Source organism: Sphingomonas sp. S1-29 (assembly GCF_026167545.1).
Classification (GTDB): Bacteria; Pseudomonadota; Alphaproteobacteria; order Sphingomonadales; family Sphingomonadaceae; genus Sphingomonas.
The window spans coordinates 840,148-863,984 of the sequence record NZ_CP110678.1; the positions used below are offsets into that span (position 1 = coordinate 840,148).

21 protein-coding genes and 1 tRNA gene are annotated in these 23,837 nt (G+C 68.1%); 5 read left to right on the forward strand and 17 right to left on the reverse strand.

Going from position 1 to position 23,837, the window contains the following annotated elements; genetic code table 11:
* Positions 1 to 134: 134 nt before the first annotated feature.
* The 12 genes from OKW76_RS03945 to OKW76_RS04000 all read right to left on the reverse strand — a co-directional run bounded on the left by OKW76_RS03945 (position 135) and on the right by OKW76_RS04000 (position 15,440).
* On the reverse strand, positions 135 to 2,018 hold the full coding sequence (locus OKW76_RS03945) for an XrtA/PEP-CTERM system amidotransferase (protein WP_265551338.1): 1,884 nt from the start codon (positions 2,016 to 2,018) through the stop codon (positions 135 to 137).
* A 137-nt stretch (positions 2,019 to 2,155) separates the two neighbouring features.
* Positions 2,156 to 3,691, reverse strand: a complete 1,536-nt coding sequence (xrtA, locus tag OKW76_RS03950; RefSeq protein ID WP_265551340.1) for an exosortase A — start codon at positions 3,689 to 3,691, stop codon at positions 2,156 to 2,158.
* Complete coding sequence (locus OKW76_RS03955) at positions 3,688 to 4,872, reverse strand: TIGR03087 family PEP-CTERM/XrtA system glycosyltransferase (RefSeq protein ID WP_265551342.1); 1,185 nt, start codon at positions 4,870 to 4,872, stop codon at positions 3,688 to 3,690. The genes xrtA and OKW76_RS03955 overlap by 4 nt, the downstream gene beginning before the upstream one ends.
* Positions 4,872 to 5,924 carry a FemAB family XrtA/PEP-CTERM system-associated protein gene (locus OKW76_RS03960; RefSeq protein ID WP_265551344.1) on the reverse strand — a complete coding sequence of 351 codons (1,053 nt, stop codon included), beginning with the start codon at positions 5,922 to 5,924 and terminating at the stop codon, positions 4,872 to 4,874. Before OKW76_RS03960 ends, OKW76_RS03955 begins: the two co-directional genes overlap by 1 nt.
* Complete coding sequence (locus OKW76_RS03965; RefSeq protein WP_265551346.1) at positions 5,921 to 6,763, reverse strand: XrtA system polysaccharide deacetylase; 843 nt, start codon at positions 6,761 to 6,763, stop codon at positions 5,921 to 5,923. Before OKW76_RS03965 ends, OKW76_RS03960 begins: the two co-directional genes overlap by 4 nt.
* A 13-nt stretch (positions 6,764 to 6,776) precedes the next feature.
* A complete protein-coding gene (locus tag OKW76_RS03970) occupies positions 6,777 to 7,835 on the reverse strand; it encodes an ExeA family protein (RefSeq protein WP_265551348.1) in 1,059 nt (352 codons plus the stop codon).
* 33 nt (positions 7,836 to 7,868) lie between these two features.
* Positions 7,869 to 9,491, reverse strand: a complete 1,623-nt coding sequence (locus OKW76_RS03975) for a hypothetical protein (protein WP_265551350.1) — start codon at positions 9,489 to 9,491, stop codon at positions 7,869 to 7,871.
* On the reverse strand, positions 9,488 to 10,414 hold the full coding sequence (locus OKW76_RS03980; RefSeq protein ID WP_265551352.1) for an AAA family ATPase: 927 nt from the start codon (positions 10,412 to 10,414) through the stop codon (positions 9,488 to 9,490). The genes OKW76_RS03975 and OKW76_RS03980 overlap by 4 nt, the downstream gene beginning before the upstream one ends.
* Before the next feature lie 10 nt (positions 10,415 to 10,424).
* Entirely contained in the window at positions 10,425 to 11,960 is a 1,536-nt protein-coding gene (locus OKW76_RS03985) for an XrtA system polysaccharide chain length determinant (RefSeq protein WP_265551354.1), read from the reverse strand.
* On the reverse strand, positions 11,960 to 12,604 hold the full coding sequence (locus tag OKW76_RS03990; RefSeq protein ID WP_265551356.1) for an XrtA/PEP-CTERM system exopolysaccharide export protein: 645 nt from the start codon (positions 12,602 to 12,604) through the stop codon (positions 11,960 to 11,962). The genes OKW76_RS03985 and OKW76_RS03990 overlap by 1 nt, the downstream gene beginning before the upstream one ends.
* 95 nt (positions 12,605 to 12,699) lie before the next feature.
* Positions 12,700 to 13,935, reverse strand: a complete 1,236-nt coding sequence (locus OKW76_RS03995; protein WP_265551359.1) for a pyridoxal-dependent decarboxylase, exosortase A system-associated — start codon at positions 13,933 to 13,935, stop codon at positions 12,700 to 12,702.
* The gene (locus tag OKW76_RS04000; protein ID WP_265551360.1) at positions 13,932 to 15,440 is read right to left on the reverse strand and encodes an acyl-CoA ligase (AMP-forming), exosortase A system-associated; all 1,509 of its coding nucleotides are present in this window, start codon (positions 15,438 to 15,440) and stop codon (positions 13,932 to 13,934) included. Before OKW76_RS04000 ends, OKW76_RS03995 begins: the two co-directional genes overlap by 4 nt.
* A 113-nt stretch (positions 15,441 to 15,553) precedes the next feature.
* Between OKW76_RS04000 and OKW76_RS04005 the strand changes: the two genes are divergently transcribed.
* From OKW76_RS04005 to OKW76_RS04015, 3 genes are read left to right on the forward strand one after another with little or no spacing between them, the layout of a single operon-like run.
* On the forward strand, positions 15,554 to 15,826 hold the full coding sequence (locus OKW76_RS04005; protein ID WP_256507072.1) for an acyl carrier protein: 273 nt from the start codon (positions 15,554 to 15,556) through the stop codon (positions 15,824 to 15,826).
* Positions 15,827 to 15,836: 10 nt separating this feature from the next.
* Positions 15,837 to 16,544 carry a hypothetical protein gene (locus tag OKW76_RS04010; RefSeq protein WP_265551362.1) on the forward strand — a complete coding sequence of 236 codons (708 nt, stop codon included), beginning with the start codon at positions 15,837 to 15,839 and terminating at the stop codon, positions 16,542 to 16,544.
* Entirely contained in the window at positions 16,532 to 17,326 is a 795-nt protein-coding gene (locus tag OKW76_RS04015) for a hydrolase 1, exosortase A system-associated (RefSeq protein WP_265551364.1), read from the forward strand. The genes OKW76_RS04010 and OKW76_RS04015 overlap by 13 nt, the downstream gene beginning before the upstream one ends.
* Positions 17,327 to 17,458: 132 nt before the next feature.
* Here the strand turns inward: OKW76_RS04015 and trxB are convergent, their stop codons facing one another.
* From trxB to OKW76_RS04035, 4 genes are all read right to left on the reverse strand, one after another.
* A complete protein-coding gene (gene trxB, locus OKW76_RS04020) occupies positions 17,459 to 18,427 on the reverse strand; it encodes a thioredoxin-disulfide reductase (protein ID WP_265551366.1) in 969 nt (322 codons plus the stop codon).
* A gap of 453 nt (positions 18,428 to 18,880) precedes the next feature.
* Positions 18,881 to 18,957: transfer RNA gene (locus tag OKW76_RS04025), tRNA-Met, on the reverse strand.
* A 55-nt stretch (positions 18,958 to 19,012) separates the two neighbouring features.
* Positions 19,013 to 19,531: a 2'-5' RNA ligase family protein gene (locus tag OKW76_RS04030; protein WP_265551367.1), complete on the reverse strand. Its 519-nt coding sequence runs from the start codon at positions 19,529 to 19,531 to the stop codon at positions 19,013 to 19,015.
* Entirely contained in the window at positions 19,528 to 21,372 is a 1,845-nt protein-coding gene (locus OKW76_RS04035; RefSeq protein WP_265552755.1) for a potassium transporter Kup, read from the reverse strand. The genes OKW76_RS04030 and OKW76_RS04035 overlap by 4 nt, the downstream gene beginning before the upstream one ends.
* Positions 21,373 to 21,642: 270 nt before the next feature.
* Here OKW76_RS04035 and ald point away from each other — a divergent pair, with 270 nt between their 5' ends.
* Both ald and OKW76_RS04045 read left to right on the forward strand, forming a co-directional pair.
* The gene (gene ald, locus OKW76_RS04040; RefSeq protein WP_265551369.1) at positions 21,643 to 22,785 is read left to right on the forward strand and encodes an alanine dehydrogenase; all 1,143 of its coding nucleotides are present in this window, start codon (positions 21,643 to 21,645) and stop codon (positions 22,783 to 22,785) included.
* A 17-nt stretch (positions 22,786 to 22,802) separates the two neighbouring features.
* Entirely contained in the window at positions 22,803 to 23,021 is a 219-nt protein-coding gene (locus OKW76_RS04045) for a DUF3072 domain-containing protein (protein WP_265551370.1), read from the forward strand.
* Between the two features lie 137 nt (positions 23,022 to 23,158).
* Here OKW76_RS04045 and OKW76_RS04050 read toward each other — a convergent pair whose 3' ends face one another.
* Positions 23,159 to 23,821, reverse strand: a complete 663-nt coding sequence (locus OKW76_RS04050) for a tetratricopeptide repeat protein (protein WP_265551371.1) — start codon at positions 23,819 to 23,821, stop codon at positions 23,159 to 23,161.
* Positions 23,822 to 23,837: the final 16 nt, after the last annotated feature.

Genomic DNA, 23,837 nt, shown 5'->3' on the forward strand with positions numbered 1-23,837 from the left:
TTTACGGGAGAGGGTTGGGTGAGGGCCTTCTTCTTCTCTCATGCCCGAACCAAAAAAATGCCCTCACCGCTGCGACTAGGGGCCGCAAGTGCGCCCCCAAGTCTCGCCCCCTCTCCCGCAAGCGGGAGAGGGTTTCAGCCGAACAACCGCGCCACGCTTTTTTCCAGCATCAGCAATTGCCACAAAGTCCGGCCATGCTCGGCCCTGCCCGCTTTGTGCTCGCTCGCCAGCCGCTCGATCGCCGCGGGCTCGAACCACGTCGCAAGCACCGCCGACCGCGCCAGGTTCGCGGCATCATCGGCCAGTGGCCCACGGAACCACGCGCTGATCGGCGTCACGAACCCCATCTTTGGCCGATACAGGATGTCGCGCGGCAGATAGGGCTCCATCGCCTTCTTCATCAGCCACTTGCCTTCACCCCCTCGCACGCGCAGCGAAGCCGGCAGCGTCGCGGCGAACTCGATCAGCCGGTGGTCGAGCAAGGGTTCGCGCGCTTCCAGGCTCACCGCCATGCTGGTGCGATCGACCTTGGTGAGGATGTCGCCGGGCAGCCAATGTTTGAAATCAGCATATTGCGCGGCGTCGAGCCCGTCGCGTCCCGGCGCGGCGCGTATCGTTTCGATATAGCGCGTCTCAGCGCGATGGCCGCCAAGCGCGCGGCGTGTGGCGGCGTTGTAAAGCCCCTCGCGGATCGCGGGCAGCGTCACCCCGACCGACTTGGCATAAGCGGTCGGGCCATCGTCGGCGAGCGCGAGCAGCGTCGTCTTGGCCCGCAGCGGTCGCGGTGCCCAATCGGCCTTGGGGTAGATCGCCCCGAGCGCGCCGGCACCACGGCGAAGCGCCGCCGGCAACAGCCCGCGCACCCGCTCCTCGGCGGCGTGAAAGCGATAGCGGCGATAACCCGCCATCGCCTCGTCGGCACCGTCGCCCGACAGCGCCACCGTCACCCGCTCGCGCGCCAGTTCGCAGACGCGATAGGTGGCGAGCGCCGAGGCATCGGCAAAGGGCTCGTCGAACGCCGCGACCAGCGTGTCGATCAGCGCGAAATCGTCCGACGCGACGGTGCGAACTCGGTGATCGGTGGCGAAGCGATCGGCGATCGTCTGCGCGTGCGCGCGTTCGTCGTGCCCCGCCTCGTCGAAGCCGATCGTGCAGGTCTGCACCGCGCGCGGGCTCGCCTCGGCCATCAGCGCGACCACTGCCGAGCTATCGACCCCGCCCGACAGGAATGCGCCGAGCGGCACGTCGGCGACCATGCGCGATTGCACCGCTGCACGCAGGTGATCGGTAAGCTCGGCCTGAAGGTCGCGGGTGCTGCCCTTGGCACGCTGCGAGAAATCGACGTCCCACCATTTGCGCGGTTGCGGCACGGGCTGTCCGCGCTCGACCAGCAGGAAATGGCCGGCGGGCAGCTTCTTCACGCCGGCGATCAGACAGGCGTCGTCTGGGACATAGCCCAGCCCCATAAAATCCTCGATCGCGCGCACATCGAGTTCGCGGCGTAGCAGAGGGTGTGCCAGCAACCCCTTGAGTTCGGACGCGAATGCAAGCGCGCCGTCGGCGAGCTCGACATAATGAAGCGGCTTCACCCCCATCCGGTCGCGCGCAAGGAACAGGCATTGGCGGCGGCTATCGTGCAGCGCGAAGGCGAACATGCCGTTGAGCCGATCGAGAAGGTCCGGCCCCCAGGCGCGCCAGCCGTGTAGCAGTACCTCGGTATCGCCCGCGGTGCGGAAGTGCGCGCCCTTCGCCTCGAGTTCGGCGCGGACGTCGGCGAAATTGTATATCTCACCGTTATAGGTGACGGTGATCTCGCCATCGTCGGTCGCCATCGGCTGGCGCCCGCCCGCCAGGTCGATGATCGACAGGCGGCGATGGCCGAAGCCGACCCCGGGGGCGGTCCAGATCCCCGATCCGTCGGGCCCGCGATGCGCGAGCGCGTCGGTCATCGCGGCGATGCGCGCGGGTTCGACGGGCTTGGGGGTGCCGGGGTAGAACAGGCCTGCAATACCGCACATTCAGCGCGTGTCCCGCGGGCCGGTATCTACCCTAATCTTCGTCATCCCCGCGAAGGCGGGGATCCAGTGTTGCAGGACCACCCGCTGCGGTTGCCGATATCGATCCCCGCCCGCGCGGGAATGAAGCGAGAGAGGACTCACCGACGCCCCGAAGCGCGATCGGCAACCCGCTCGATCGGCCCCGCCGCGGCGACGAAGCGCTGCAGCACCGCGCGGCTGTCCTGCCCCGGCGCCCGTACCGTCGATGCCAGCACCGCCACCGCGCGGCTGTCGTCGCCCGTCAATTTCACCCGCAGCGTCTCCAGCTTCACGCGCCTTGCGTCGCCGGTGAGCGTAGCGCCGATGCGATGCCACGTCACCGTCTCGCGCTCGATCGGGCCGGCATGCGTCATGCGAAGCGCCGCGCCGCCCGCCAGATCGGGCAGGTCGTGGACGCGGATCCAGCGATCATTCTCGCGGATCGCGCCGATGCCGAAGCCGACGAGCTCCTTGCCCTCGTGCTGGTTGGCATAGACCGCAATCGCGAGATCGACCGTCGAGCCCGAGGGATCTGCATAGCGCGCCATCGCGAAACGGTCGGCGCCGGGATAATTAGGAACCCAAGGGGCCGTGGTTGCGGGCGGAACACGGGTCCAGCCGGGAATTTGCGGCAGCGCGATCCGATCGGGCAGCGGCGCGGTGCGCGCGTCGATCACGTGCGCCCAGCCAGCGGCGGCCACCGCAATCGCGATGACCAGGCCGGTCGCACGGAAAACGTCGGTGGTGCGGCGGGGGATCGCTTGCAGCAAGCTCGCGTCGAACCACGCCGCATCGGGATCGCGATCGAACCAGCGCCAGCCGATCGCCAGCACCGCGACCATCACCAAGGCGAAGAACACCCAGCCATAAACGATATGGTCGAAGCCGGTCGCCGCTTCGACCGAGGTCAGTTCAGCGGCATAGATCGTCCCCCAGGCGCGGACCCCGTTGGCGAGGATCGGCACGACGATCGCGACCGCCATGAACGCCGCGCGGCGCGACCACGACACGAAGCACACATTGGCGACCAGCACGCCATAAGCGAGCATCGCGATCAGGAACTTGGCCCCCGAACACGCCTCGGCGACCTCGAAATAGCCATTGGGGGTGGTGATGAGCACCCCGTCGACCACCGCGGGCACCCCCGCGGCGTGGAGCATCGGCATCAGCAACGCGACGGTGACGTCCTGCAGCGGCGCTTCGAACGCCTCGCCGAAGGGCACCAGGAAGAGCAGATACGCGATGGGAAACAGCAGCGCGCGCGCGACCTGCGGTCCCAGGATCGTTACGACCGCGCCCTGGAGCATCAGCACCAGCCCCAGATGCCGCGCGAGCGCGACCCCGGCGATCTCGCCGACGAACCAGCCGAACGCCCCCAGCGCCACCAGCGCGAGCGCGGGCCACCAGGCGGCCACCGGCACCGCGGGCAACGCGTCCTTGCGCTGCCACATCAGCCAGCCGACCACCGGCAGGATGAACAGGCAATGCCCGAAGGTGGTCGAGTTCCAATAGATATCGGCGAGGTCACCGACATCGCGCGCGAAGATCAGCAGGATTGCTGCCCAGGCGAAGGCCAGGAACGCGGCGTGGCGACGCCAGCGCGTGTCGAAGCCGCCGGCACGGGCGAAATCTGCCGCCGGGATCGCGATCGTCACGCCGCGGCCCTGGTTTCGAGCCCGAGCAACGCATCGAGCGGCGCAAGCCGCGCGGCCCAGGCATAGCGCCGCTCGACCTGCCGGCGCGCGGCTTGGCCGAGGTCGCGGGGGTCGGCGATCAGCGCGTCGATCGCCGCGACATAGTCGGCTGGGGTGTCGGCGATGACGACCGTACCGGCATGATCGATCCCCTCTGCCGCGGCGGGGCTGGCGACGACCGGGCGCGCCATCGCCATCGCTTCGAGCACCTTGTTCTGGATGCCACGCGCGATCTTGAGCGGCGCGACCACCACCGCGGCGGCGGCGAGCCAACCGCGCACATCGGCGACTTCTCCGGTGACGATCACACTGTCGCTGGCGAGCCGCGACACCTCGGGCACGGGTGCCCGGCCAACGATCGCGAAGCGCGCGCTCGGCTGGCGCTGGCGGAGCTGCGGCATCACTTCGCGCGCGAACCAGATGGCCGCATCCACATTCGGCCGATAATCCATCTGCCCGGTAAAGACGATCAATGGTCCCGCCTGCCCTGCCTCGGCAAAGGGCGCGGCGGGGTCGAAGAAGCCGGTGTCGATGCCGTTTTCCATCACCTGCACCCGCGCAGCGCCTGTGCGCGCGCGGAACAGCGCGGCCTCGGCTTCGCTGACGAACAGGCTGGCGTCGGCGCGCGCCGCGACTTGCGCCTCGAACCGCGCGAGCAGGCGATCCTCGCGGCGCATCATCATCGCCATCGGCAGCGAGGCACCCTCGGCATAATCACCGAACTTGGCCGAATCGACGTCGCAGAAATCCATCACGAAGCGCCCGGCGAAATCGGCGGGGACATATTGCGCCATCTGCCCCGAATAGACGAAGATCGTGTCGATCGGATGCTCGGCCAGCGCGCGCTGCACCGCTCGCGCATATTCGGGATGCGCGAAGGCGGCGATCGAGATCGGCTGGCGGCGCAGCAACGCAGTCGCTGCAGCCTGCGCGCGGCCCATGGAACGCCAGATCACCTTATGGCTCGCGCAATGCTCGGCGAGCAGCGCGCCGTGGTGCAGATCAGCCTCGACATCGGCCATCGCGACCAGATGGACGCGCGCGCGCTTCGCCAGATGCTTGAGCACGTGATGCGCGCGAATCTTGTCGCCGCGATCGGGGGGAAAGGGCACGCGATGCGCTAAGAACAGGATGTCGCGCATCAGCCCAGCCCCCGCGCGATCCACGGCCCCAGCCGGTTGGCGATCGGCAGCGGCAGCTTCGACCAGGCCTGCACTTGCAACCGGTATTTCGGGCTCAGCGGATTGATCTCGCGCGGCGCGCTGCCGTCGGCGGTGCGGGTATAGTAGGTGCGCGGGACCGCTTCGAACCCCCAATTCTTCTTGAACGCCGCCGCGCCGGTGCCGGTCTTCGAGCGTCCGAAGTCGAAGCGGGTGCAGCCCCGCGCGCGGGCATGCCCCATCAGCGCGAAATACATCCGGTCGTTGGCGCGCAGTGCGCGCGCCTCGGCAGTGCCGCCGCCCCAATAGGGATAGACGGTGCCGCGCCAATATAGGCTGAGCACGCTGGCGATCGCCCTGCCCTGGTGCCGGACCGTCAAGATATCGGCAGAGTCGCCGAACGCCGCGAGCACCGCGCGGAAAAGGCTCGCCGGAAACACCGGGGTGCCGAGATTGCGGACCGATTGCGCATAGACCGCATAATGATCGCGCGGATCGGCGTCGATCGTCACATCGAGGTCGAAACCGAGCGCGCGGCGGACTTCGGCGCGCTGCTTGCGCGGGATTGCCAGCAGTTCAGCATCGTCGTCGGCGGCGAGGTCGCGCGCGAAGCTGACATAGCTCGCGGTGTTGCGCGCGAACCCTTCGCCCGGATCGCCACCGCCGCGCAGTTCGAGCGTAGGGCAGCTCAGCCGCTCGGCCAGCCGCCAAGCCGCCTGCGCCAACGCAGCGCCCCCCTCCCCCAATATCCCGCCATCGACACCAAAACCGGTCGAGACGAGCGCCCGCCCGAACAGGGGCGAATGCACCTCGGTAAGCGGCAGCACGCCGACGATCCCGGCATCGCCGCGCTCGGCGAGCAGATACTGCGCGACCTGGCCGCACCCTTTGGCGGTGGCGATGCTCCATTGCGGCAGATGGAAGGGTGTCGCATCGGGCTGCGCCTCGACGAACGCGATGATGCGTTCTCGATCACCGGCGTCACGCAGATCGGCGACGCGGATCGTGGCCGGGGGAAGCGCGCGCGCGTTCACGCGATCAGCGGGGCTTGCGCACCGACCACCGCATCGACCCGCCCCCAGGCATGCCCGCGCGCGAGCCGGCGCAGCTTGCCCGCCATCGCCCCGAGCCGGCTATAGTGGCGAACGCGCGACTTGAGCGGCGCGGCCTTCACGCGTGGCTGCGCGGGGTCGATCTCCCAGGGGTGGAAATAGAACACCGCCGGGCGCTGGTCGTCGGCATTCGAACGCTCGATCGCGCGTTCGACGACGCGTGAGGGCAGCAGGCGGAAGAAGCCGCCGCCCGCGGTGACTTCCTTCCCCAGCACCCGCGCGATCGTCACCGGAAACTCGATCAGCGGTGAATCGGCAAGTGGCCGGTACAGCCCGCGCGGCGCATCGGGCCAGCCATAATGGTCGTGCGCGATCGGCGCGATGCTCGAGGAATAGGCATAGCCCTCCTCGGCGAGCACCTGGTGCGCCCAGGGGGTGCGGGTGTCGAACGAGAAGCTCGGCGCGCGATAGCCGGTGACAGGCTGCCCGCTGGCATCCTCGAGCGCGGCGCGCGCGCGGGCGAGGTCGGCGCGGAACTGCTCGGCGGTGAAGGTGAACACGCGGGCATGGTCCCAGCCATGGCTGGCGACCTCATGCCCCTCATCGGCTATCCGGCGCATCAACGCAGGATTGCGCTGCGCGACCCAGCCTAGCGTGAAGAAGGTGCCCTTCATGTTCGTCTCGGCGAACAGGTCGAGCACCGCGTTGGTGTTGGCATCGACCCGCTGGTCGAGCGTCGGCCAGCTCGCCTTGTCGATGACCTTTTCGAACGCGCCGACCTGGAACCAGTCCTCGACGTCGACCGACATGGCGTTGCGCATCGAATGCGTCCGTTCAGGCGGCGGTGCCGCGAAGCACCGTCTGCTCGGGGCGGCCGCCATCCCCCTCGACCCAATCGACCAGCAAGGTCAGCACCCGGCGAAGCGCCGCATCCTGTTCCTCGAGCCGCTGTTCGAGCTCGGCGATCCGGGCTTCGAGCGCGCCGTCGCGCGTCGGTGCAGGCGGCGGCGTGGGCGGCGGCGGCGCGATGTCGGCGCGGATCGGGCGCGGCGCGGCGCCGGGCCGGGCCGGGCGATCGGCCATGTCGCTGTCGATATCGGTGGTCACCGTCGCGACGTCGTCGGCGGTGAAGCGGTCGATCCCCTCGATCGCGCCGTACAGCATCACCCGGCCGGCAAGCTGGTTGAGCAACCGCGGTACGCCGCCCGACCAACGGTGCAGCGCGGTGATCGCGTCGGCATCGAAATCGGGGCGCCCTTCCCAGCCGACCACCTGCAGGCGATGGATCAGATAAGGCTCGACCTCCTCGGCCTCCATCGGCTCGAGGTGGTGCATCGCGATCACCCGCTGGCGCAGCTGCTCGAGGCTGCCCGCGCCCTGCAAAACGCCCCGAAACTCGGGCTGGCCGAGCAGGAATATCTGCAGCAGCGGATAGCCGCCCGCCTGGAAGTTCGACAGCATCCGCAGCTCTTCGAGGCTGCCCAGCGGCAGCGACTGCGCCTCGTCGATGATCAGCAGCGTGCGCTTGCCCGATCGCGCCATCGCGTGGAGCGCGCGCTCGATGCTGGCGAGCACATGCGCCTTCGACAATCGCGAGGTGTCGACGTTGAGCCCGGCGGCGACGAGGTGCAGCAGCTCGGCGGCGTCGATCTGGGTCGACACGATCTTGATGACGTGCAGCCGCTCGCGATCGATCTGGTCCATCAGATGACCGACCAGCGTGGTCTTGCCAGCGCCCGGATCGCCGGTGATGACGATGAAGCCTTCGCCCTGGCTCAGGCCATAGCCGAGATACGCCATCGCCTTGCGGTGGGTGGCGGTCTCGAACCAGAATTTGGGATCGGGGGTCAGCTGGAAGGGCCGTCCGCTCAGTCCATAATGTTCATCGTACATCGTCGAATCCTCGAAGAAGCCTCTTGCTCCCGTTCAGAACCTGTAGCCCAGGCCGAGCAGACCTTGCGCCGAAACGTCGCTCTGCCCGCCACCTTCCTGGTCGAAGGTATAAATGCCACCTGTCACCACCGCGTTAAGCCTGCCGATCTGGCGGAAATAGGCCGCAGTCGCGCCGGCGCCCCAGATATCGGTGCCCAAACCGACGCCGCTGTCGAAGTAATTGACATAGATATCGGCAGTAACGCCGCTGTTGGGCCCCAGCGCGCGGGCCGCGAAGGTCTGGAGGTAATAGCTCTGATCGTTCAGCCCGTCGATGGTGAAGCCTGCATCGGGCCCCGGATCGGCGGCGAAGAAGCGGCGATTGGTATAGCCCGCCCCCGCCCCCAGCCGAGTCGCGCCGAAGCTGCCGGCATAGACCGCGTCGATCCCGCGCGCGCGGAAGGTGGCGGTCGAGATCGACTGGAACACGTTGTTGAGACAGCCGCCCACCGCGCCGCCCTGGGTGCCGAAGATGCAGCCATTATACTGGTCGCCAAAGCCGTCGAAGGGGGTGTTGAAGCTGGTCGGCAGCGCCGCCAGCCCGTCGGTGAGCTGGCGTCCGAAGGTCTGGACGCTGTCGTAGATATTGACCTGGATGCCTTCGTTCGCCGACATTTGGTGGCTCGCAGTGCCGGTGAAGCTAAGCGAACCATAGCGTTCGCCGACGCGGAACTGGACGCTGGTCCGCGGGCTCGGGCGCCACAGGACGCCGGCGTCGTAGAAGATACCGGCGATGTCGTAGCCCAGCCGCCGCGGGCTGCTCTCGTCGGTGACGAAGCGACCATTGCCGTCGAGCACCGGGGTGCCATTGGCGTTGCGCAGCGGATCGCGCTGGCCCGACTCGATCGATTCATAGCCGACGCCGGCGGTGAGCGCGAGCGTGCGGCTGACCGGCAGCAGCGCCTCGACGCGGCCGAAATAGCCCTCGTAGCGCTGGTCGAGCTGGCCGGCATCCTCGCGGGTATAGGCGCCGCTCAGCGTCAGCCCGACGGGCAGTACGGTGCCCGGCCGCGTGCCGATGCTGCCGGTGACCAGATGGTTGAGCGAATCGTCGTACAGGTCGAGCGCGGGCTCGCCGGGCAGCAGCCCGGTGCCGAAAGTCGGCGTCTCGACCTTGGTATAGCCGATCCGATAGGCGGCATTCACCCCGAGATCGCCGAAATTATTGGCGTAGGTCGGCCCGGCATAAGCCGAATAGAGCTGGCTGATATTGGCGACGTTCCCCGCCAGGATACCCGGCGCAGCGCCGCGAATGTCCGATCGGGTGCGCGTCGCGAGCGCGCCGGCCTCGAGGCTCAGCCCCGGCGCCAGCGCGATGGCGGCGCGGGCGATGCCGCTATGGATGTCGTCGTCGCCGATATCGTCGTCCCACGAAAAGCGATGCTCATATTGATAGCTCGCCTGCACCTGGACCCGCCGGGTGTTCACCGTGGCGTCGACCCCCGCCGAGACGGTCGAATAGGTCAGCACGTCGCCGTCGCGCAGATCGGCGGTGAGCACCTGGCCGACCTGGATATAGGGCGAGACATTGACGGTTCGCTGGCGTTCCTGCGCCATCGCGGGGACTGCCACGCAGCCGAGCATGCTGCCGGCGGCACAGAGGATGCGAATACTCATTCGGTGGCTCCATAGCCATAGTAATCGCCAAGGCGCGGACCGCCGGGGCGCAGGGTGACGCCATTCAGGATCAACTGGACATGCTCGCACCCGTCGAGCGCGGCGATCGCGTCGCGCAGGTCGGTCTCGCTGGTGCGATCGGCGCGGACGACGACCACCACCTGCCCCACCAACGTCGCGAGCACCCCGGCGGGCGAGGCGGCGAGCGCGGGCGGCGAATCGAACACGACGATGCGGCGCGGATCGGCGGCGACCAGCCCCTCGATCAGCGTTCGCGCGCGCGCGCTGGCGAGCAATTCGGTGTCGGCATGGCCGCGCGTACCCGCGGGCAGCACGGTGAGGTTCGCTACGTCGGTTTCGACGATGCAGCCTTCGATCGCCACCTGGGGATCGCCGATCGCGTCGAGCAGCCCGGGGCCTTCGTCGATCCCCAGCGTCTGGAGCACGTCGGGCTTGGCAATGTCGGCATCGACCAGCAGGATCTCGACGTCCTTTTCGGCGGCGAGCGACAGCGCGAGGTTGATCGCGGTGAAGGTCTTGCCGTCGCCGGGCTTGGCCGAGCACACCAGGATCGCGCGCGCCTGATCGCCCGCGATACCGCGCGCATTGGCGAGCAGCTGGCGTTTGACGAGGCGATATTCCTCGGCGAGCGGCGTCACCGGCGCGCCGGGGACGAGCAGCCCCTTGTCGCCCAGCGCCACCGGATCGATCGCGGCGAAGCGCCGATCGGGGATGAACGCCGGATAGGGTTCGGCTTCGGCGAAGCCCGAAGGTTCGGGATCGAAGGCTGGCGCGGGCGGCGTCTCGGCGCGGCGCGGCGGCAAGGTCGCGGGATCGAGCGGTGGCAGCGGCGCGTAATCATACAGCTTCGCCGCGCGTTCGAGCAGCGTGCCCTTGAAGCGGCCGGGGGTCTGGTCGTTCATCGTTCGATCCTCAAGCCACCAGGCCGCGTTGCAGGAATTCGACGCCGATCAGCACGACGAAGGCGACGACGAGGCCGCCGACACCGCCCGCGAACATCCGCAGCTGGCGCTTGCGGATCGCGGTCTGCGCCGCGGTCACGACCTCGCCGATCGAGCCGATCACCGGCAACCCGCTCGCCTTTTCGAGCCGCGTCGCGGTGGGATAGGTGGTCCGCAGCTTGCTCATCGCGAACGCCGCCGCCGCGCCGCCGCCCAGCCCCAGGATCAGGATCGCGGTGAGGAACAGCGGCCGATTGGGCGCAGCGGGCGCCTGCGGGCGCGTCGGCGGGTCGATCACCGCGAACTTCACCGCATCGGTTTCGGTCTGCACCTGGCTGCGCAGCCGCACCTGTTCGCGGCTGGCGAGCAGTTTGTCATACTGGTCCTTGAGCACCAGATAATCGCGGTCGATCGCCGCCAGCTCGCCCGCGACACCGGGTTCGTTGGCCATCGTATCGCTGAGCCGCGCCAGGTCGCCCTCGAGCTGCGCCTTGCGCTGGCTGAGCGAGGCGACCTGCGCCGCGCGATCGGCCTGCATCGCCTGCAGGCTCAAATATAGCGGGTTCGACGCCCCGCCGCCGCCGCCATAGAGCGGTTCGTTGCCCGCCGCGGCCTGCGCCTGCGCCAGCTGGCTGTTGAGCGCGATCACGTCGGGATGGCTGTCGGTCCAGCCGCGCCCGCGCGCCTCGGCAAGCTGGCCCTGGATCGCCGCGAGCCGCGCGCGCGCCGGCCCCGAGACGCCGGCCGCCCCCGGGGTCGATCGCGGGGTGCCCGCCATCTGGCCGTTGACCGCGCTGAGGCTCGATTGCGCAGCGGCGAGATCGGCATTGACCTGCGCCAGCTGGGTGCGCGCCTGCCCCACCCGATCGGCGATCGTGCCCGTACCCGGCAGCGAGCCGAGGAAGCGCGTCTGGAAATCGGCCTTCTTGGTTTCGGCGGCCTGGAGCGCCTGCTGGCGCTGGTCGAGCTGCTGGTCGAGGAAGCGCAGCGACTGGCTGGTCTGGCCGCGATTATTGGCGAGATTGTCCTCGACGAAGATGTCGATCAGCTTCTGCACCACGTCGCGCGCCAGCTTGGCATTGGTCGCGTCCGAGGCGCCGGCATTGGCGATCGTCGCCGAAATCTCGAAGATATTGTCCTGCTGCGGGGTGATCTTGATCGCCTTTTGCAGCGCGGCGACGCGGTTGGCGATGTCCTGGTCGCTCGACACGGTGTTGGCGAGATCGGTCGACAGCACCACTTTCTTGAGGTTCACCGCCGAGGTCAGCGTCTGGCGGACGCGCTCGATATCCTTTTCCTGCTCGTTGCGCGCGACCGATCCGTCCTGCGCGGGCAGGATCGAGCGCAGCTGGACGTCGATCCGCGCGGTCGAGACATATTGGTTCGGGATTTGCGACACCACCAGCCAGCCCGCCAGGCACAGCCCCCAGGCGATCCCCAGCGCCAGCCAGCGGCGTTGCCACACCGCATGGATCCCGGCGCGTACCTCGTCGTACAGCCCGTCCATCAGAACATGCTCTGCGGGATGATGATGACGTCGCCGGGGGCGAGGCGCACATTCGCGCTGGTATCGCCGTCCTTGAGCAGGCTGTTGAGCCGCACGGTGAACTCGTTCTGCTTGCCGGTATTCTTGTCGAAGCGGATCAGCCGCGCGCGGTTGCCCGATGCGAATTCGGAAAGCCCCCCCACCGCGATCATCGCGTCGAGCAGCGTCATGTTCGCGCGATAGGGCAACGACGCGGGCTTCTCGGTCGCGCCGACGATGCGGATCTGCTGGCTGAAGGTGCCCGAGAAATTCTCGACGATCACCGAGACGATCGGGTCCTTGATATATTCGCGCAGCGCGATCTTCATGTCGTCGGCGAGCATCGACGGGGTCTTGCCGGTGGCGGGCATGTCGGCGATCAGCGGGGTGGTGATGCGGCCGTCGGGGCGCACCTGGACCTTCGCCGAGAGTTCGGGGTTGCGCCAGACGAAGATCTGCAGCGAATCGAGCGGGCCGATGACATATTCCTCGCCCGGGCCTTCGGTCGCGCCGACGAATTGCGCGGGCGGCAGCTCGGGGCGTCCGCCGCCGCCGGCGCAGCCCGCCAGCACCATGCCAAGCATCACCGACGCAGCCGCGCCCCTTGCACCATCGCCCAAACGCATCGTTCTTCGCTCCCCGTTCGCGCGCCCCCAGCAGGCGGCGCGACCGCCTGCAACTCGCGCAGGATCGCCAGCGCTATGGGACCGGAGAGGTTAAATTACCGTTCAGCGTCAGTTAGATTGACGAACAGCTCGCGCGCGCTGGGGTGGCCCAGGAACAGCAATGGGCTGGCGGTGAAGCCATAGGCGCCCGCCAGGAAGATCGCGACGACATCGCCGACATCGGCGGGCGGCAGCGCGACGCGATCGGCGAGGCGATCGAGCGGGGTACACAGGCTGCCCACCACCGATACGGTCTCGGTCTCCGCCGCCGCCATCCGGCGCGCAATCGCGACGGGATAGTTGCGGCGGACGACGGTGCCGAAATTGCCGCTGGCGGCGAGCTGGTGGTGCAGCCCGCCATCGACGATCAGGAAGGTCTCGCCCTGGCTCTGCTTGCGGTCGACGATCCGCGTCAGATAGACGCCGCATTCGCCCGCGAGCCAGCGTCCGAGCTCGATCGCATAGTGCGTGTCGGGATCGCCATCGCGTTCGAGGCATTCGCCGAGCGCGGCGCCGACCGCTTCGACATCGACCGGCTGGTCGCCCGCGAAATAGGGGATGCCGAACCCGCCGCCCAGGTTCACATGCGCCGCGCGTGCGCCGGCTTCGTCGGCGAGCCGCCGCGCGAGCGCGACGGTCGCCGCCTGGGTATCGATGATCGCCGCCGCCGACAGCGCCTGCGACCCGGCATAGATATGGAAGCCGCGCCAGTCGGCGCCCGCCGCGACCAGCTTGCGGACCAACGCCGGCACCCGCTCGGCATCGATGCCGAAGGGCGAGGCACGGCCGCCCATCTTCATCCCCGATCCCTTGAGGTCGAAATCGGGGTTCACCCGGATCGCCAGCCGGGGGGTGATCCCCAGCGCATCGCCGATCGCGAGCGCCCGCGCCGCCTCGCCCTCGGATTCGAGGTTGAGCGTCGCCCCCGATCGGATCGCGAGGTCGAGTTCGTCGTCGCGCTTGCCGGGGCCTGCGAAGCTGACGACCCCCGCGGGCTTCACCACCAGCGCCTTTTCGAGCTCGCCCCCCGACGCGACGTCGAGCCCGTCGACCAACGGCGCGATCGCCGCGAGCATCCCCGGGTGCGGGTTGGCCTTGATCGCATAATGGAGCTGCAGCCGGTCGGGCATCGCCGCGCGCAGCCGCGCGACCCGCGCCGCGACGATCGCGAAATCGTACACGAATAACGGGGTGTCGCCCGCCTGCGCGATCCAATGCTCGGCGTCGTGGCCGGCGATCGTCAACGCATCGGTCCCGGCGAATTCGGGCGGGATCGGTCCCATCGGCTTCAAGGCATCATCTCCTGCTTGAGCGCGGCGCGGTCGAGCTTGCCATTGGCGTTGCGCGGCATCGCCTCGCGCCAGACATAGGCGGCGGGCTGCATGAAGCTCGGCAATTCGCGCCGCATCCGGTCGCGCAGCGCGGCCTCGGCGGCGCGCGCATCGCCATTGGCGCGCGCGACGACGGTGATCGCCTGCCCCAGCCGCGGATCGGCCACGCCCAGCGCCACCGCCTCGGCCGCCTCGCCCCCCGACAGCACCGCTTCCTCGATCTCGGTGGGGCTGATCCGGTTGCCCGCCGACTTGATCATCTCGTCGTCGCGCCCGACGAAGTGCAGCAGCCCCTCGCGATCGGCGCGGACGGTGTCGCCCGACCATACCGCCATCCCGCCCAAGCGCGACCAGGCGGGCGCGGGCTTGAATCGCTGCGCGGTGCGCTCGGCATCCTGCCAATAGCCCTGCGCGACCAAAGGCCCGGCATGGACCAGCTCGCCGGGCTCATCGGGCGCGGCTTCGCCGCCATCGGGGCGCACCACCATGATCTCGGCGAAGGGGATCGCGCGGCCCATCGAATCGGGATGCGTGTCGACCAGCTCGGGCGCGAGATAGGTCGATCGAAAGGCTTCGGTCAGCCCGTACATCGGATAGAGCTCGGCCGCGGGGAATCGCGCGCGCAGCTCGCGCACCAGCTTGGGGGTCAGCGCCCCGCCCGAGTTGGTGAGCCGCTTGAGGCTCGCGGCGGCAGCATCGGGCCAAGTGGCTTCGAGCAATTGCACCCAGAGCGGCGGCACTCCCGCCAGCCCGGTGATCGCGTGGCGCTCGACCGCGCGCACCACGTCGCGCGCGGTGAGGTAATCGAGCGGCACGACGCACCCGCCCCCCGCCCAGGTCGAGAACAGCTGGTTCTGCCCATAGTCGAAGCTCAAGGGCAGCACGCCGAGCACACGATCGTGCGGCGTGACCTTCAGATAGCGCGCGACGCTGACCGCGCCGAGCCACATATTTGCATGGCTGAGCATCACTCCCTTGGGCCGCCCGGTCGAGCCCGAGGTGTAGAGAACCGCCGCAAGCGCCTGCGGATCGGCCGACGAGGGCGGCAGAAGGTCGCTACCCTGCGCCTCCTCCTCGGTCACGATCCGGCAAGCAGCCGGAACGTCGCCCGGCTCGAGCGCCGCCAACCGCGCGCCTTGCGTCAGCAACAGCGCCGCGCCGCTATCGCCGAGGATATGCGCCACCTGTGCCCGCTTGAGCACCGGATTGACCGGCACATGGACGAGCCCCGCCCGGGGAGCCGCGAGCGGCATCAGGCAGGCGGTCCGCGTCTTGGGCAACCACGTCGCCACCCGCGCGCCGGGCACCAGCCCCTGCCCCGCCAGCCAGTGCGCGAGCGCCCCCACCGCGGCTTCGAGCGCGGCATAATCGAGCGTGCCGTCGCGCGTTACCAGCGCGGGCGCATCGGCGGCACCGCGCAGCGCGACATGGTCGATCGGTAAGGGTTCGGGAATATCGAGCAGCATCGTTCGCCTTTTTCGCGCCGCTGTCCCGCACCGGCAAGGGGCGCGGGGTTGGCAGCGCCCATTTGCGCCTCTAACGCCCGGGGGTAAGCAAATCGTGACGTTGGGGAACAAACTTGCTGCCCGAAAGACATGCCGAAGTCGAAAACGCGGTCCGCGCGGTCTTGCGCGACGTGCTGGGGCTGAGCGACGACCGCGTCGCCGCCTTTGACGACCACACCGCGTTGTTCGGCGCGCTCCCCGAGCTCGATTCGATGGCGGTAGCCGGCGTGCTGACCGAGCTCGAGGATCGGCTGGGCATCACGATCGACGACGACGATATCGACGGCGAGACGCTCGAAAGCTTCGGCGCGCTGGTCCGCTTCGCGCAGGACAAGTCGCTGACGTGACCGCGGCGGCATGATCGACCATTATGATTGGACCGACGGCAGCGAGCCGATGCTGCGCTTCGGGCCCGCGACCGGCCCGGTCGTGCTGGCGGCGATGCCGCTGTTCGAGGAAGCCAACCGGCTCCGCGCGTTCATCGTCACGCTGTTGCGCGCGCTCGGCGACCACGGGATCGGCGGGGCGCTGCCCGATCTGCCGGGTACCGGCGAGAGCCTCGTCCCGACCGAAGCCGCGACGCTCGACGACTGGCGTCAGGCCTTCGCGGCTGCCGAGGAGCGGCTGACGCGCCAGGGCGCGCGCGTCCATGTGCTGGCGATGCGCGGCGGCGCGCTGATCGACACCCGCGCCAATTGCAACGGCCGCTGGCATTTCTCGCCCGTCACCGGCGCAGCGCTGGTGCGCGACCTCATCCGCGCCAAGCAGGCCGCGGTGAAGGAGAGCGGCGAGGCCTTCTCGGCCAAGGCGATCCACGAGGATGGCCCGCCGATCGAGCTCGCGGGCAACCTGCTGTCGCGCGGGCTGCTCGCCGAATTGCAGGGCGCGGTGCCGACGGTCGCGCCGCCGCTGCGCACGCTTCGGCTCGACACCGACGCTGGCGAGGCCGACCGCAAGATCGTCGCGCGTCCCCTGTGGCGGCGCGCCGAGCCCGACAATAACCCCGCACTCGCGCGCGAACTTGCCGCCGATGTCGCCGATTGGGTGAAGCAATGCGGGAGCTGATCGCCTTTCCTTGCGCCGGCGATACGCTGGTGGGCACGCTCGATGCGGCCGGGGGGAGCACCGGACTACTCGTCGTGTCGGGCGGCAACGAAATCCGCATCGGCGCGCATCGCGGCATGGCGCTGCTCGCCGCCGACATCGCCGCCGCGGGGCATCCGGTCTTCCGCTTCGACCGGCGCGGGATCGGCGATTCGACGGGCGCCAATCGCGGGTTCGAAACGAGCGGCGACGATATCGCGGCGGCGGTAGCGGCGTTCCGGCGCGCGGCACCCGGCGTGACGCGGATCGTCGGGTTCGGCAATTGCGATGCCGCCAGCGCGCTGGCGCTGCACGGCGTGGGCGGCATCGACGCCTTCGTGCTCGCCAACCCCTGGGTGATCGAGACCGCCGACGCGCTCCCGCCGGCAGCCGCGATCCGCGCGCGCTATGCCGAACGGCTGCGCGATCCCAAGGCCTGGCTTCGGCTCGTGACCGGCGGGGTGAATATGGGCAAGCTGGCGCAAGGGCTGTCGAAAGTGTCGAAGGCGCCCACCGAAGAACCCGCGGGGCTTGCCGGGCGGCTGGCAGCGGGGATGGCGGCGCGCGCCGAACCGATCACGATCCTGCTCGCCAAGCGCGACAATACCGCGGTGGCGTTCAACGAAGCCTGGCAGGCAAGCGCGTTCGATCCACTACGCGGGCGGCTGACGATCGCCGAGCGCGATACCGCGAGCCACAGCTTCCACACCGCCGAAGACAAGGCCTGGCTGCGCGAGCAGTTGCTGAAAGCGATGGTCCCCTAAACCTTCTCCCGCCGGCGGGAGAAGGATACCGAAGCTTGGCCACAAAGCGGCCTAGCGAAGGTTGGATGAGGGTGGTGCGAGCCTCTGGCTCGCGCGGTCGCAAGCGACCGCACCACCCTCACCTAGCGCCGGCTATTCCGCCGCCTCGCGCACTTCCTCGAACTCGACCTCAGCCAGGAAGCGCTCGGCGTCGAGCGCGGCCATGCAACCGGTCCCCGCCGCGGTCACCGCCTGGCGGTACACCTTGTCCATCACGTCGCCGCACGCGAACACGCCGGGCACGTTGGTGCGCGTCGATCCGGTTTCGACCGCGATGTAGTGATCCTCGTCGAGCTCGATATGCCCGCGGAACAGCTCGGTCGCGGGATGGTGGCCGATCGCGACGAACCCGCCATCGACGTCGATCGCCGACAATTCGCCGGTCACGGTGTCGCGCAGCTCGATCCCGACCAGCCCCGCGGTGCCGCCGCCGTCGATGAAGCGCTCGACCCCCTTGTTCCAGAGCACGGTGATCTTGTCGTTGGCGAACAACCGCTCCTGAAGGATCTTCTCGGCGCGCAGGCTGTCGCGGCGATGGATCAGGGTGACGTCGTCGCTGTGGTTGGTGAGGTACAAGGCTTCCTCGACCGCGGTGTTGCCGCCGCCGATCACCGCCACCTTCTTGCCACGATAGAAGAAGCCGTCGCAGGTCGCGCAGGCCGACACGCCCTTGCCCTTGAGCAGTTCCTCGCTGTCGAGCCCCAGCCAGCGCGCCTGCGCCCCGGTGGCGATCACCAGCGTCTCGCCTTCATACACATCCCCACCATCCCCAATCAGCCTGAAAGGGCGCCGTGAGACGTCGACCTCGACGATCGTGTCGTACATCAGCCGCGTGCCGACATGTTCGGCCTGTGCCTGCATCTCCTCCATCAGCCACGGCCCCTGAATGACCTCGCGGAAGCCGGGATAATTCTCGACATCGGTGGTGGTGGTCAGCTGGCCGCCCGGCTGGATACCCTGCACCACGATCGGCTGCATACCGGCACGCGCGCCGTAAATGGCGGCCGAAAGCCCGGCGGGGCCCGAGCCCAGGATCAGCATGCGGGTGGTGTGCGTCGTCATGGCATTCCATCGGATAAGAGGATCGTGCGACCGGCTTTAAGACGCCCGCGTGCCAGATCGCAAGATAGGAGCGGCGGGGCGGGCTTGCCAGCGGTGCTGCGCCGCCGCGAAATGGCACAACGCGCCTTCGCAGCCGCGGCAACGGACTCGCCGAATCGCTGCTGTTGCTGTAGCCAAAGTCGAGTTTGCGTAGAGTTTTGCGTCGCACCAGAAGCTCTATCGCGGAGTCGGCTCCCATGCATCTCGGGCTGGTCATCTTCATCATCGTAGCACTGTGTCTTGGCTTGGGCATTCGCAAGCATGTGCGCGAACGCGAACGCCGCGAGCGTCGACGCCAACGACGCCGCCAAAACATCGCGCATGCCAAGGCATGGGACGGGGTGATGCAACGGCCGAAGCAGCGATTGCTGACCTATGACGGGAGCGGCGCACAACAGCCGAACACCACGCGGGTGGTAGCGGAGGAGGGATTTGAACCCCCGACCCCAGGATTATGATTCCCGTGCTCTAACCAACTGAGCTACTCCGCCCCAAGGGGCCCGCCTATTGGCGAAGGCGCGCTCATAAGTCGGTGTGGCGGGGCGGTCAAGCGAACATATGGCGCGAGAGGGCTTCCCATGGCCCGCCGCGATACCACCACGCCGCCAACCCTGCGATCGCGAGGGGTCGCGGCGCGAAATCGGCTTCGATCTGCTGGCGTAGCGCCCTGGCGGCGGCGGGCTCGACCTTGTTCTGGATCGTCACGTGCGGGCGCCAGCCGGCGCGGTCCTGTGGTACTAGCATCGGCGCAAATGCCTCGGCCAGCCGCGCCCGGATATCCTCGAGCGCGGGCGATTCGATGCGGAAGGCGGTGCCGCGCCCCAGCGAGATCACGCCGGCGATCCGCGCATCGGGCGCCGTAATACCCCGCGTCTCGGCCGCCAGCCGCTGCTTGAGCTCGCGCGCCAGATCGGGCGCGAGATGGTGGAACAGCGTCAGATGCGCGTCGAGCTGGTTGCGCTCGGGTGGGAAATGCTCGGTACGCAGCCGATTGAGATAGCTGGCGTCCTCGCCACCGAAGAGCGCGGTGACGATGATCGGCGCGGGCTGTGCTGCCCCGGTCAAATCTCGACCTGGCTTCCCAGTTCGACGACGCGGTTGGTGGGCAGGCGGAAGAACTCCATCGCGCTTTCGGCGTTGCGCAGCATCCACGCGAACAGCTTCTCGCGCCACAGCGACATCCCCGGCCGCGCCGAGGGCAACAGCGTCTGGCGCGCCAAGAAGAAGCTGGTTTCCATCATCCGGAACTCGGCGCCGCAATCATGCACCTTGGCGAGCGCGGCGGGCACGTCGGCCTCTTCCATGAAGCCGTAGCACAGGATCATGCGGTGGAACCCCTGGCCCAGATCGTCGAGCGCGACCCGCTTGTCGTCGGCGACATAGGGCACGTCGACGATCTTCACCGTCAGCAGGATGACGCGATCATGGAGCACCTTGTTGTGCTTGAGATTGTGCAGCAGCGCGTGCGGCACGCCTTCGGGGGTCGAGGTCATGAACACCGCGGTCCCGGCGACTCGCGTTGCCGAATTGGCCGCCGACTGGATGAACACCTTGATCGGCATCGCGCTTTCGAGCAGCCGGTCGATCATCAATTTGCGGCCCTTGGCCCAGGTGGTCATGAGCGTCAGGATGATGATCCCCGCGAGCAGCGGGAACCAGCCGCCATCGGGGATCTTGGTCATGTTCGACGCAAGATAGGCACCGTCGATCACCAGGAAGACGAAGGTGACGCCGAATGCCACCGCGGTCGGCATCTTCCAGACGCGCACCATCAGCACGCCGAGCATGCAGGTGGTGATGAACATCGTGCCCGTCACCGCGATGCCATAGGCTGCGGCGAGGTTGCTCGAGCTGCGGAAGAAGAACACCAGCAGCAGCACCATCACGAGCAGCGCCCAGTTGATGACGGGGATGTAGATCTGCCCCGCCGCGCTCGCGCTGGTGTGGTTGATCCGCATCCGCGGCATGAAGCCGAGCTGGATCGCCTGCTGGGTGACCGAGAAGGCGCCCGAGATCACCGCCTGGCTGGCGATGATCGTCGCCATCGTCGCCAGAATTACCAGCGGCAGCCGGAATTCTTCGGGCGCCATGCGGAAGAACGGGTTCGCCGCGGCGCTGGGGTCGTTCATCAGCAGCGCGGCCTGGCCGAGATAGTTGAGGATCAGCGCGGGCGCGACGAAATAGAGCCAGCCGATCGCGATCGGCTTGCGCCCGAAATGCCCCATATCGGCATAGAGCGCCTCGGCCCCGGTGACCGCCAGCACGACCGATCCCAGCGCGAGGAAGCCCAGGCGAGGATCGTCGGTAAAGAACTGCACCGCATATTGCGGCGACAAGGCCCACAGCACTTCGGGGCGCGGCATGATGTTGATGACGCCGAGCACCGCCAGCGTGATGAAATAGACGATGATGATCGGGCCGAACAATTTGCCCATCACCTCGGTGCCGCGCGCCTGGATGAAGAACAGCCCGACCAGGATCGACACCGCGATCGGCAGCACCAGTGGCTCGAACCCCGGCTGGACGGTGGTAAGCCCCTCGACCGCCGACAGCACCGAAATCGCCGGGGTGATGAAACTGTCGCCATAGAATAGCGCGGTGGCGAACACCCCGAGCATCACCAGACTGCGCGACCAGCGCTGCGCGCCCGATCGGCGGGTGATGAGCGCCAGCAGCGCCAGGCTGCCCCCCTCGCCCTTGTTGTCGGCGCGCATGATCAGGATGACATATTTCAGCGTGACGATGATCATCATCGTCCAGAAGATCAGGCTGACGACCCCGAACACGTGCACCCCATCGACCGGCAGCGGATGATGGCCGACGAACGATTCCTTGAGCGCATAGAGCGGGCTGGTGCCGATATCGCCGAACACCACGCCGATCGCGCCGATCGTGAGCTTCCACATGCCGTTCTGGCCATGCGCACGCGGCGGTTCGCTATCGTCCGACGCCGGCAGCTCGGCCGACGAAGTCGGGTTGTCGATCACGAACGAAGCGTCCGGGCGGGTAGCGGGCCTTGAACGACCATGCGACCAAATCTCTCGTGTAAGGAAACCGCGCCGTTACCACCCTCGCTGCAGCGCCGCAACGGGGCCGATGGACCCGGTTTCCACCCGCGGGACAAGCGCGAAACGCCGGGCTATAGGCGCGCCATAAGCTTCAAGAGAGGATCGTTCATGCGAGTCGGTGTCCCCAAGGAAATCAAGAACCACGAATATCGAGTCGGGCTGACCCCGCCCTCGGTCGCCGAGCTGGTGGCAGCGGGCCACGAAGTGATCGTCGAGACCCAGGCGGGCAGCGGAATCGACTTCGACGACGCCGATTATGTGGGCGCGGGCGCCCGCATCGTCGGCACCGCTGCCGAAGTGTTCGCGAGCAGCGACATGATCGTGAAGGTGAAGGAGCCCCAGCCTTCGGAAATCGCGATGCTTGAGCCGCGGCATCTGCTGTTCACCTATCTCCACCTTGCCGCCGACAAGGCGCAGGCCGAGGGGCTGATGGCGTCGGGTGCGACCTGCATCGCCTATGAGACGGTCACGAGCGAATCGCGCTCGCTGCCGCTGCTCAAGCCGATGAGCGAAGTCGCCGGGCGGATGTCGGTGCAGGTCGGCGCGCATTATCTCGAAAAGGAACAGGGCGGACGCGGCGTATTGCTGGGCGGCGTGCCCGGCGTCGCGCCGGCGCGGGTCGCGATCCTGGGCGGCGGCGTGTCGGGCGTCAACGCGGCGCAGATGGCGGTCGGCATGCGCGCCGACGTCACGATCTACGACATCAACAATGACCGCCTGGCCGAGCTCGACATGTTCTTCTCGAGCCAGATCAAGACCGCCTATGCCAGCAAGGCGGCGATCGCCGCGGCGGTGAAGAACGCGCATCTGGTGATCGGCGCGGTGCTGGTGCCCGGCGCCGCCGCGCCCAAGCTGGTGACGCGCGAGATGCTCAAGACGATGAAGCGCGGCTCGGTGCTGGTCGACATCGCGATCGACCAGGGGGGCTGCTTCGAAACCTCGCACGCCACCACGCACGACGACCCGGTGTACGAGGTCGACGGCGTCATCCATTATTGCGTCGCCAACATGCCCGGCGCGGTCGCCCGCACCTCGGCCTTCGCGCTCAACAACGCCACCCTGCCCTATGTGCTGCGCCTCGCGCGGATGGGCGCCGAGGGCGCGATGGCTGCCGACCGGCATCTGGCGAACGGGCTGAACGTGTCGCAGGGCAAGATCCGCCATCGCGCGGTAGCCGAAGCGCTCGACCTATCCTTCCACGAATGGACGGGAACGAATGTGGAACAAGCTCGTTTGGCGCATGATGCCTAAGTAACGAGGAACCCACGATGTCCGATACTGCCAACCCCAAGAGCGAGCCCTTTTCGAACGCCGAGAAGGACCCCGATGACTGGACCACCGGGGACGAGAAAATGACGGGTGCGCAGGCATCGTATCTCAAGACGCTGAGCGAGGAAGCCGGCGAGACGTTTGACGAGACGCTGACCAAGGCCGATGCGTCGAAGCGGATCGACGAACTGCAGGGGCAGACGGGGCGCGGGGTTTAACCGCTTTCCCGCCCCTCCGTGGTCAAGGGAGGGGCGGGGGTGGGTCGAGTGCTCGTGATACGGCGGCGCAGCGCGCGATTGAACCGTATTGCCTGGACGATACCCACCCCAACCCCTCCCTTCCAGGGAGAGGCTTGCTACATCACCGGCGCGCCGCCCATCTCGGCCTGCATCTTCACGCGCATCGCGAGAGACCGATCGAGCATCGCGATCCGTTCGGCGATGGCCGGCCGGTACGCGGAATTCGCCCGCGACACCGCCAGCGCACGCACCCAATAGGCGCGCGCCGAATCGAACTCGCCCGCGCGCATCAGCGCTGTGCCCTGGAAGAACCACGGCGCGGGATGCTGCGGATTGAGCGACCGCGCCTTCCGGAACGCCAGTTGCGCGGCAGGCGACATCGCCCCTCCGTCTTGCTGGTTCAGCGTCACGCCGAGCCAGGTCCAGAGCGGCAGGCTGTTGGGCGCCGATCGCACGCCGCCGAGCATCGCCAGCGCCGCGCCGCGATCATTGCCCATCCGGGTGAGCGCGTCGGTCAGTGTGAAATAGGTATCGGCATATTGGAACCGGCCGAACATCTGTTGGCGGATTTCGATCAGCGACGGATCGATCGGCGCGCCGCGCGCCGCCTGGGCGTCGGGCAAGCTCCCCGCGAGCGTCGGCCGGCCCTGCAGCGCATAGCCCGCCGCCCCCAGCATCATCACCGCGCCCGCCAGCAACAGCAATCGCGGCGCGATCCGTAGCGACCATAGCAACGCGACGATCGCGGCAAGCAGGAAGGCCAGGGTTACGAAACCCATGCGGGCGTCCGTCGCA

Bases quoted from the DNA above. Each gene is read 5' to 3' on its own strand.
- OKW76_RS03945 (WP_265551338.1), bottom strand. From the start codon at position 2,018: ATGTGCGGTATTGCAGGCCTGTTCTACCCCGGCACCCCCAAGCCCGTC.
- OKW76_RS03955 (WP_265551342.1), bottom strand. From the start codon at position 4,872: ATGCGCGACATCCTGTTCTTAGCGCATCGCGTGCCCTTTCCCCCCGAT.
- OKW76_RS03965 (WP_265551346.1), bottom strand. From the start codon at position 6,763: ATGCGCAACGCCATGTCGGTCGACGTCGAGGACTGGTTCCAGGTCGGC.
- OKW76_RS03970 (WP_265551348.1), bottom strand. From the start codon at position 7,835: ATGTACGATGAACATTATGGACTGAGCGGACGGCCCTTCCAGCTGACC.
- OKW76_RS03975 (WP_265551350.1), bottom strand. From the start codon at position 9,491: ATGAGTATTCGCATCCTCTGTGCCGCCGGCAGCATGCTCGGCTGCGTG.
- OKW76_RS03980 (WP_265551352.1), bottom strand. From the start codon at position 10,414: ATGAACGACCAGACCCCCGGCCGCTTCAAGGGCACGCTGCTCGAACGC.
- OKW76_RS03985 (WP_265551354.1), bottom strand. From the start codon at position 11,960: ATGGACGGGCTGTACGACGAGGTACGCGCCGGGATCCATGCGGTGTGG.
- OKW76_RS03990 (WP_265551356.1), bottom strand. From the start codon at position 12,604: ATGCGTTTGGGCGATGGTGCAAGGGGCGCGGCTGCGTCGGTGATGCTT.
- OKW76_RS04000 (WP_265551360.1), bottom strand. From the start codon at position 15,440: ATGCTGCTCGATATTCCCGAACCCTTACCGATCGACCATGTCGCGCTG.
- OKW76_RS04010 (WP_265551362.1), top strand. From the start codon at position 15,837: ATGATCGACCATTATGATTGGACCGACGGCAGCGAGCCGATGCTGCGC.
- OKW76_RS04015 (WP_265551364.1), top strand. From the start codon at position 16,532: ATGCGGGAGCTGATCGCCTTTCCTTGCGCCGGCGATACGCTGGTGGGC.
- trxB (WP_265551366.1), bottom strand. From the start codon at position 18,427: ATGACGACGCACACCACCCGCATGCTGATCCTGGGCTCGGGCCCCGCC.
- OKW76_RS04035 (WP_265552755.1), bottom strand. From the start codon at position 21,372: ATGTGGAAGCTCACGATCGGCGCGATCGGCGTGGTGTTCGGCGATATC.
- ald (WP_265551369.1), top strand. From the start codon at position 21,643: ATGCGAGTCGGTGTCCCCAAGGAAATCAAGAACCACGAATATCGAGTC.
- OKW76_RS04045 (WP_265551370.1), top strand. From the start codon at position 22,803: ATGTCCGATACTGCCAACCCCAAGAGCGAGCCCTTTTCGAACGCCGAG.
- OKW76_RS04050 (WP_265551371.1), bottom strand. From the start codon at position 23,821: ATGGGTTTCGTAACCCTGGCCTTCCTGCTTGCCGCGATCGTCGCGTTG.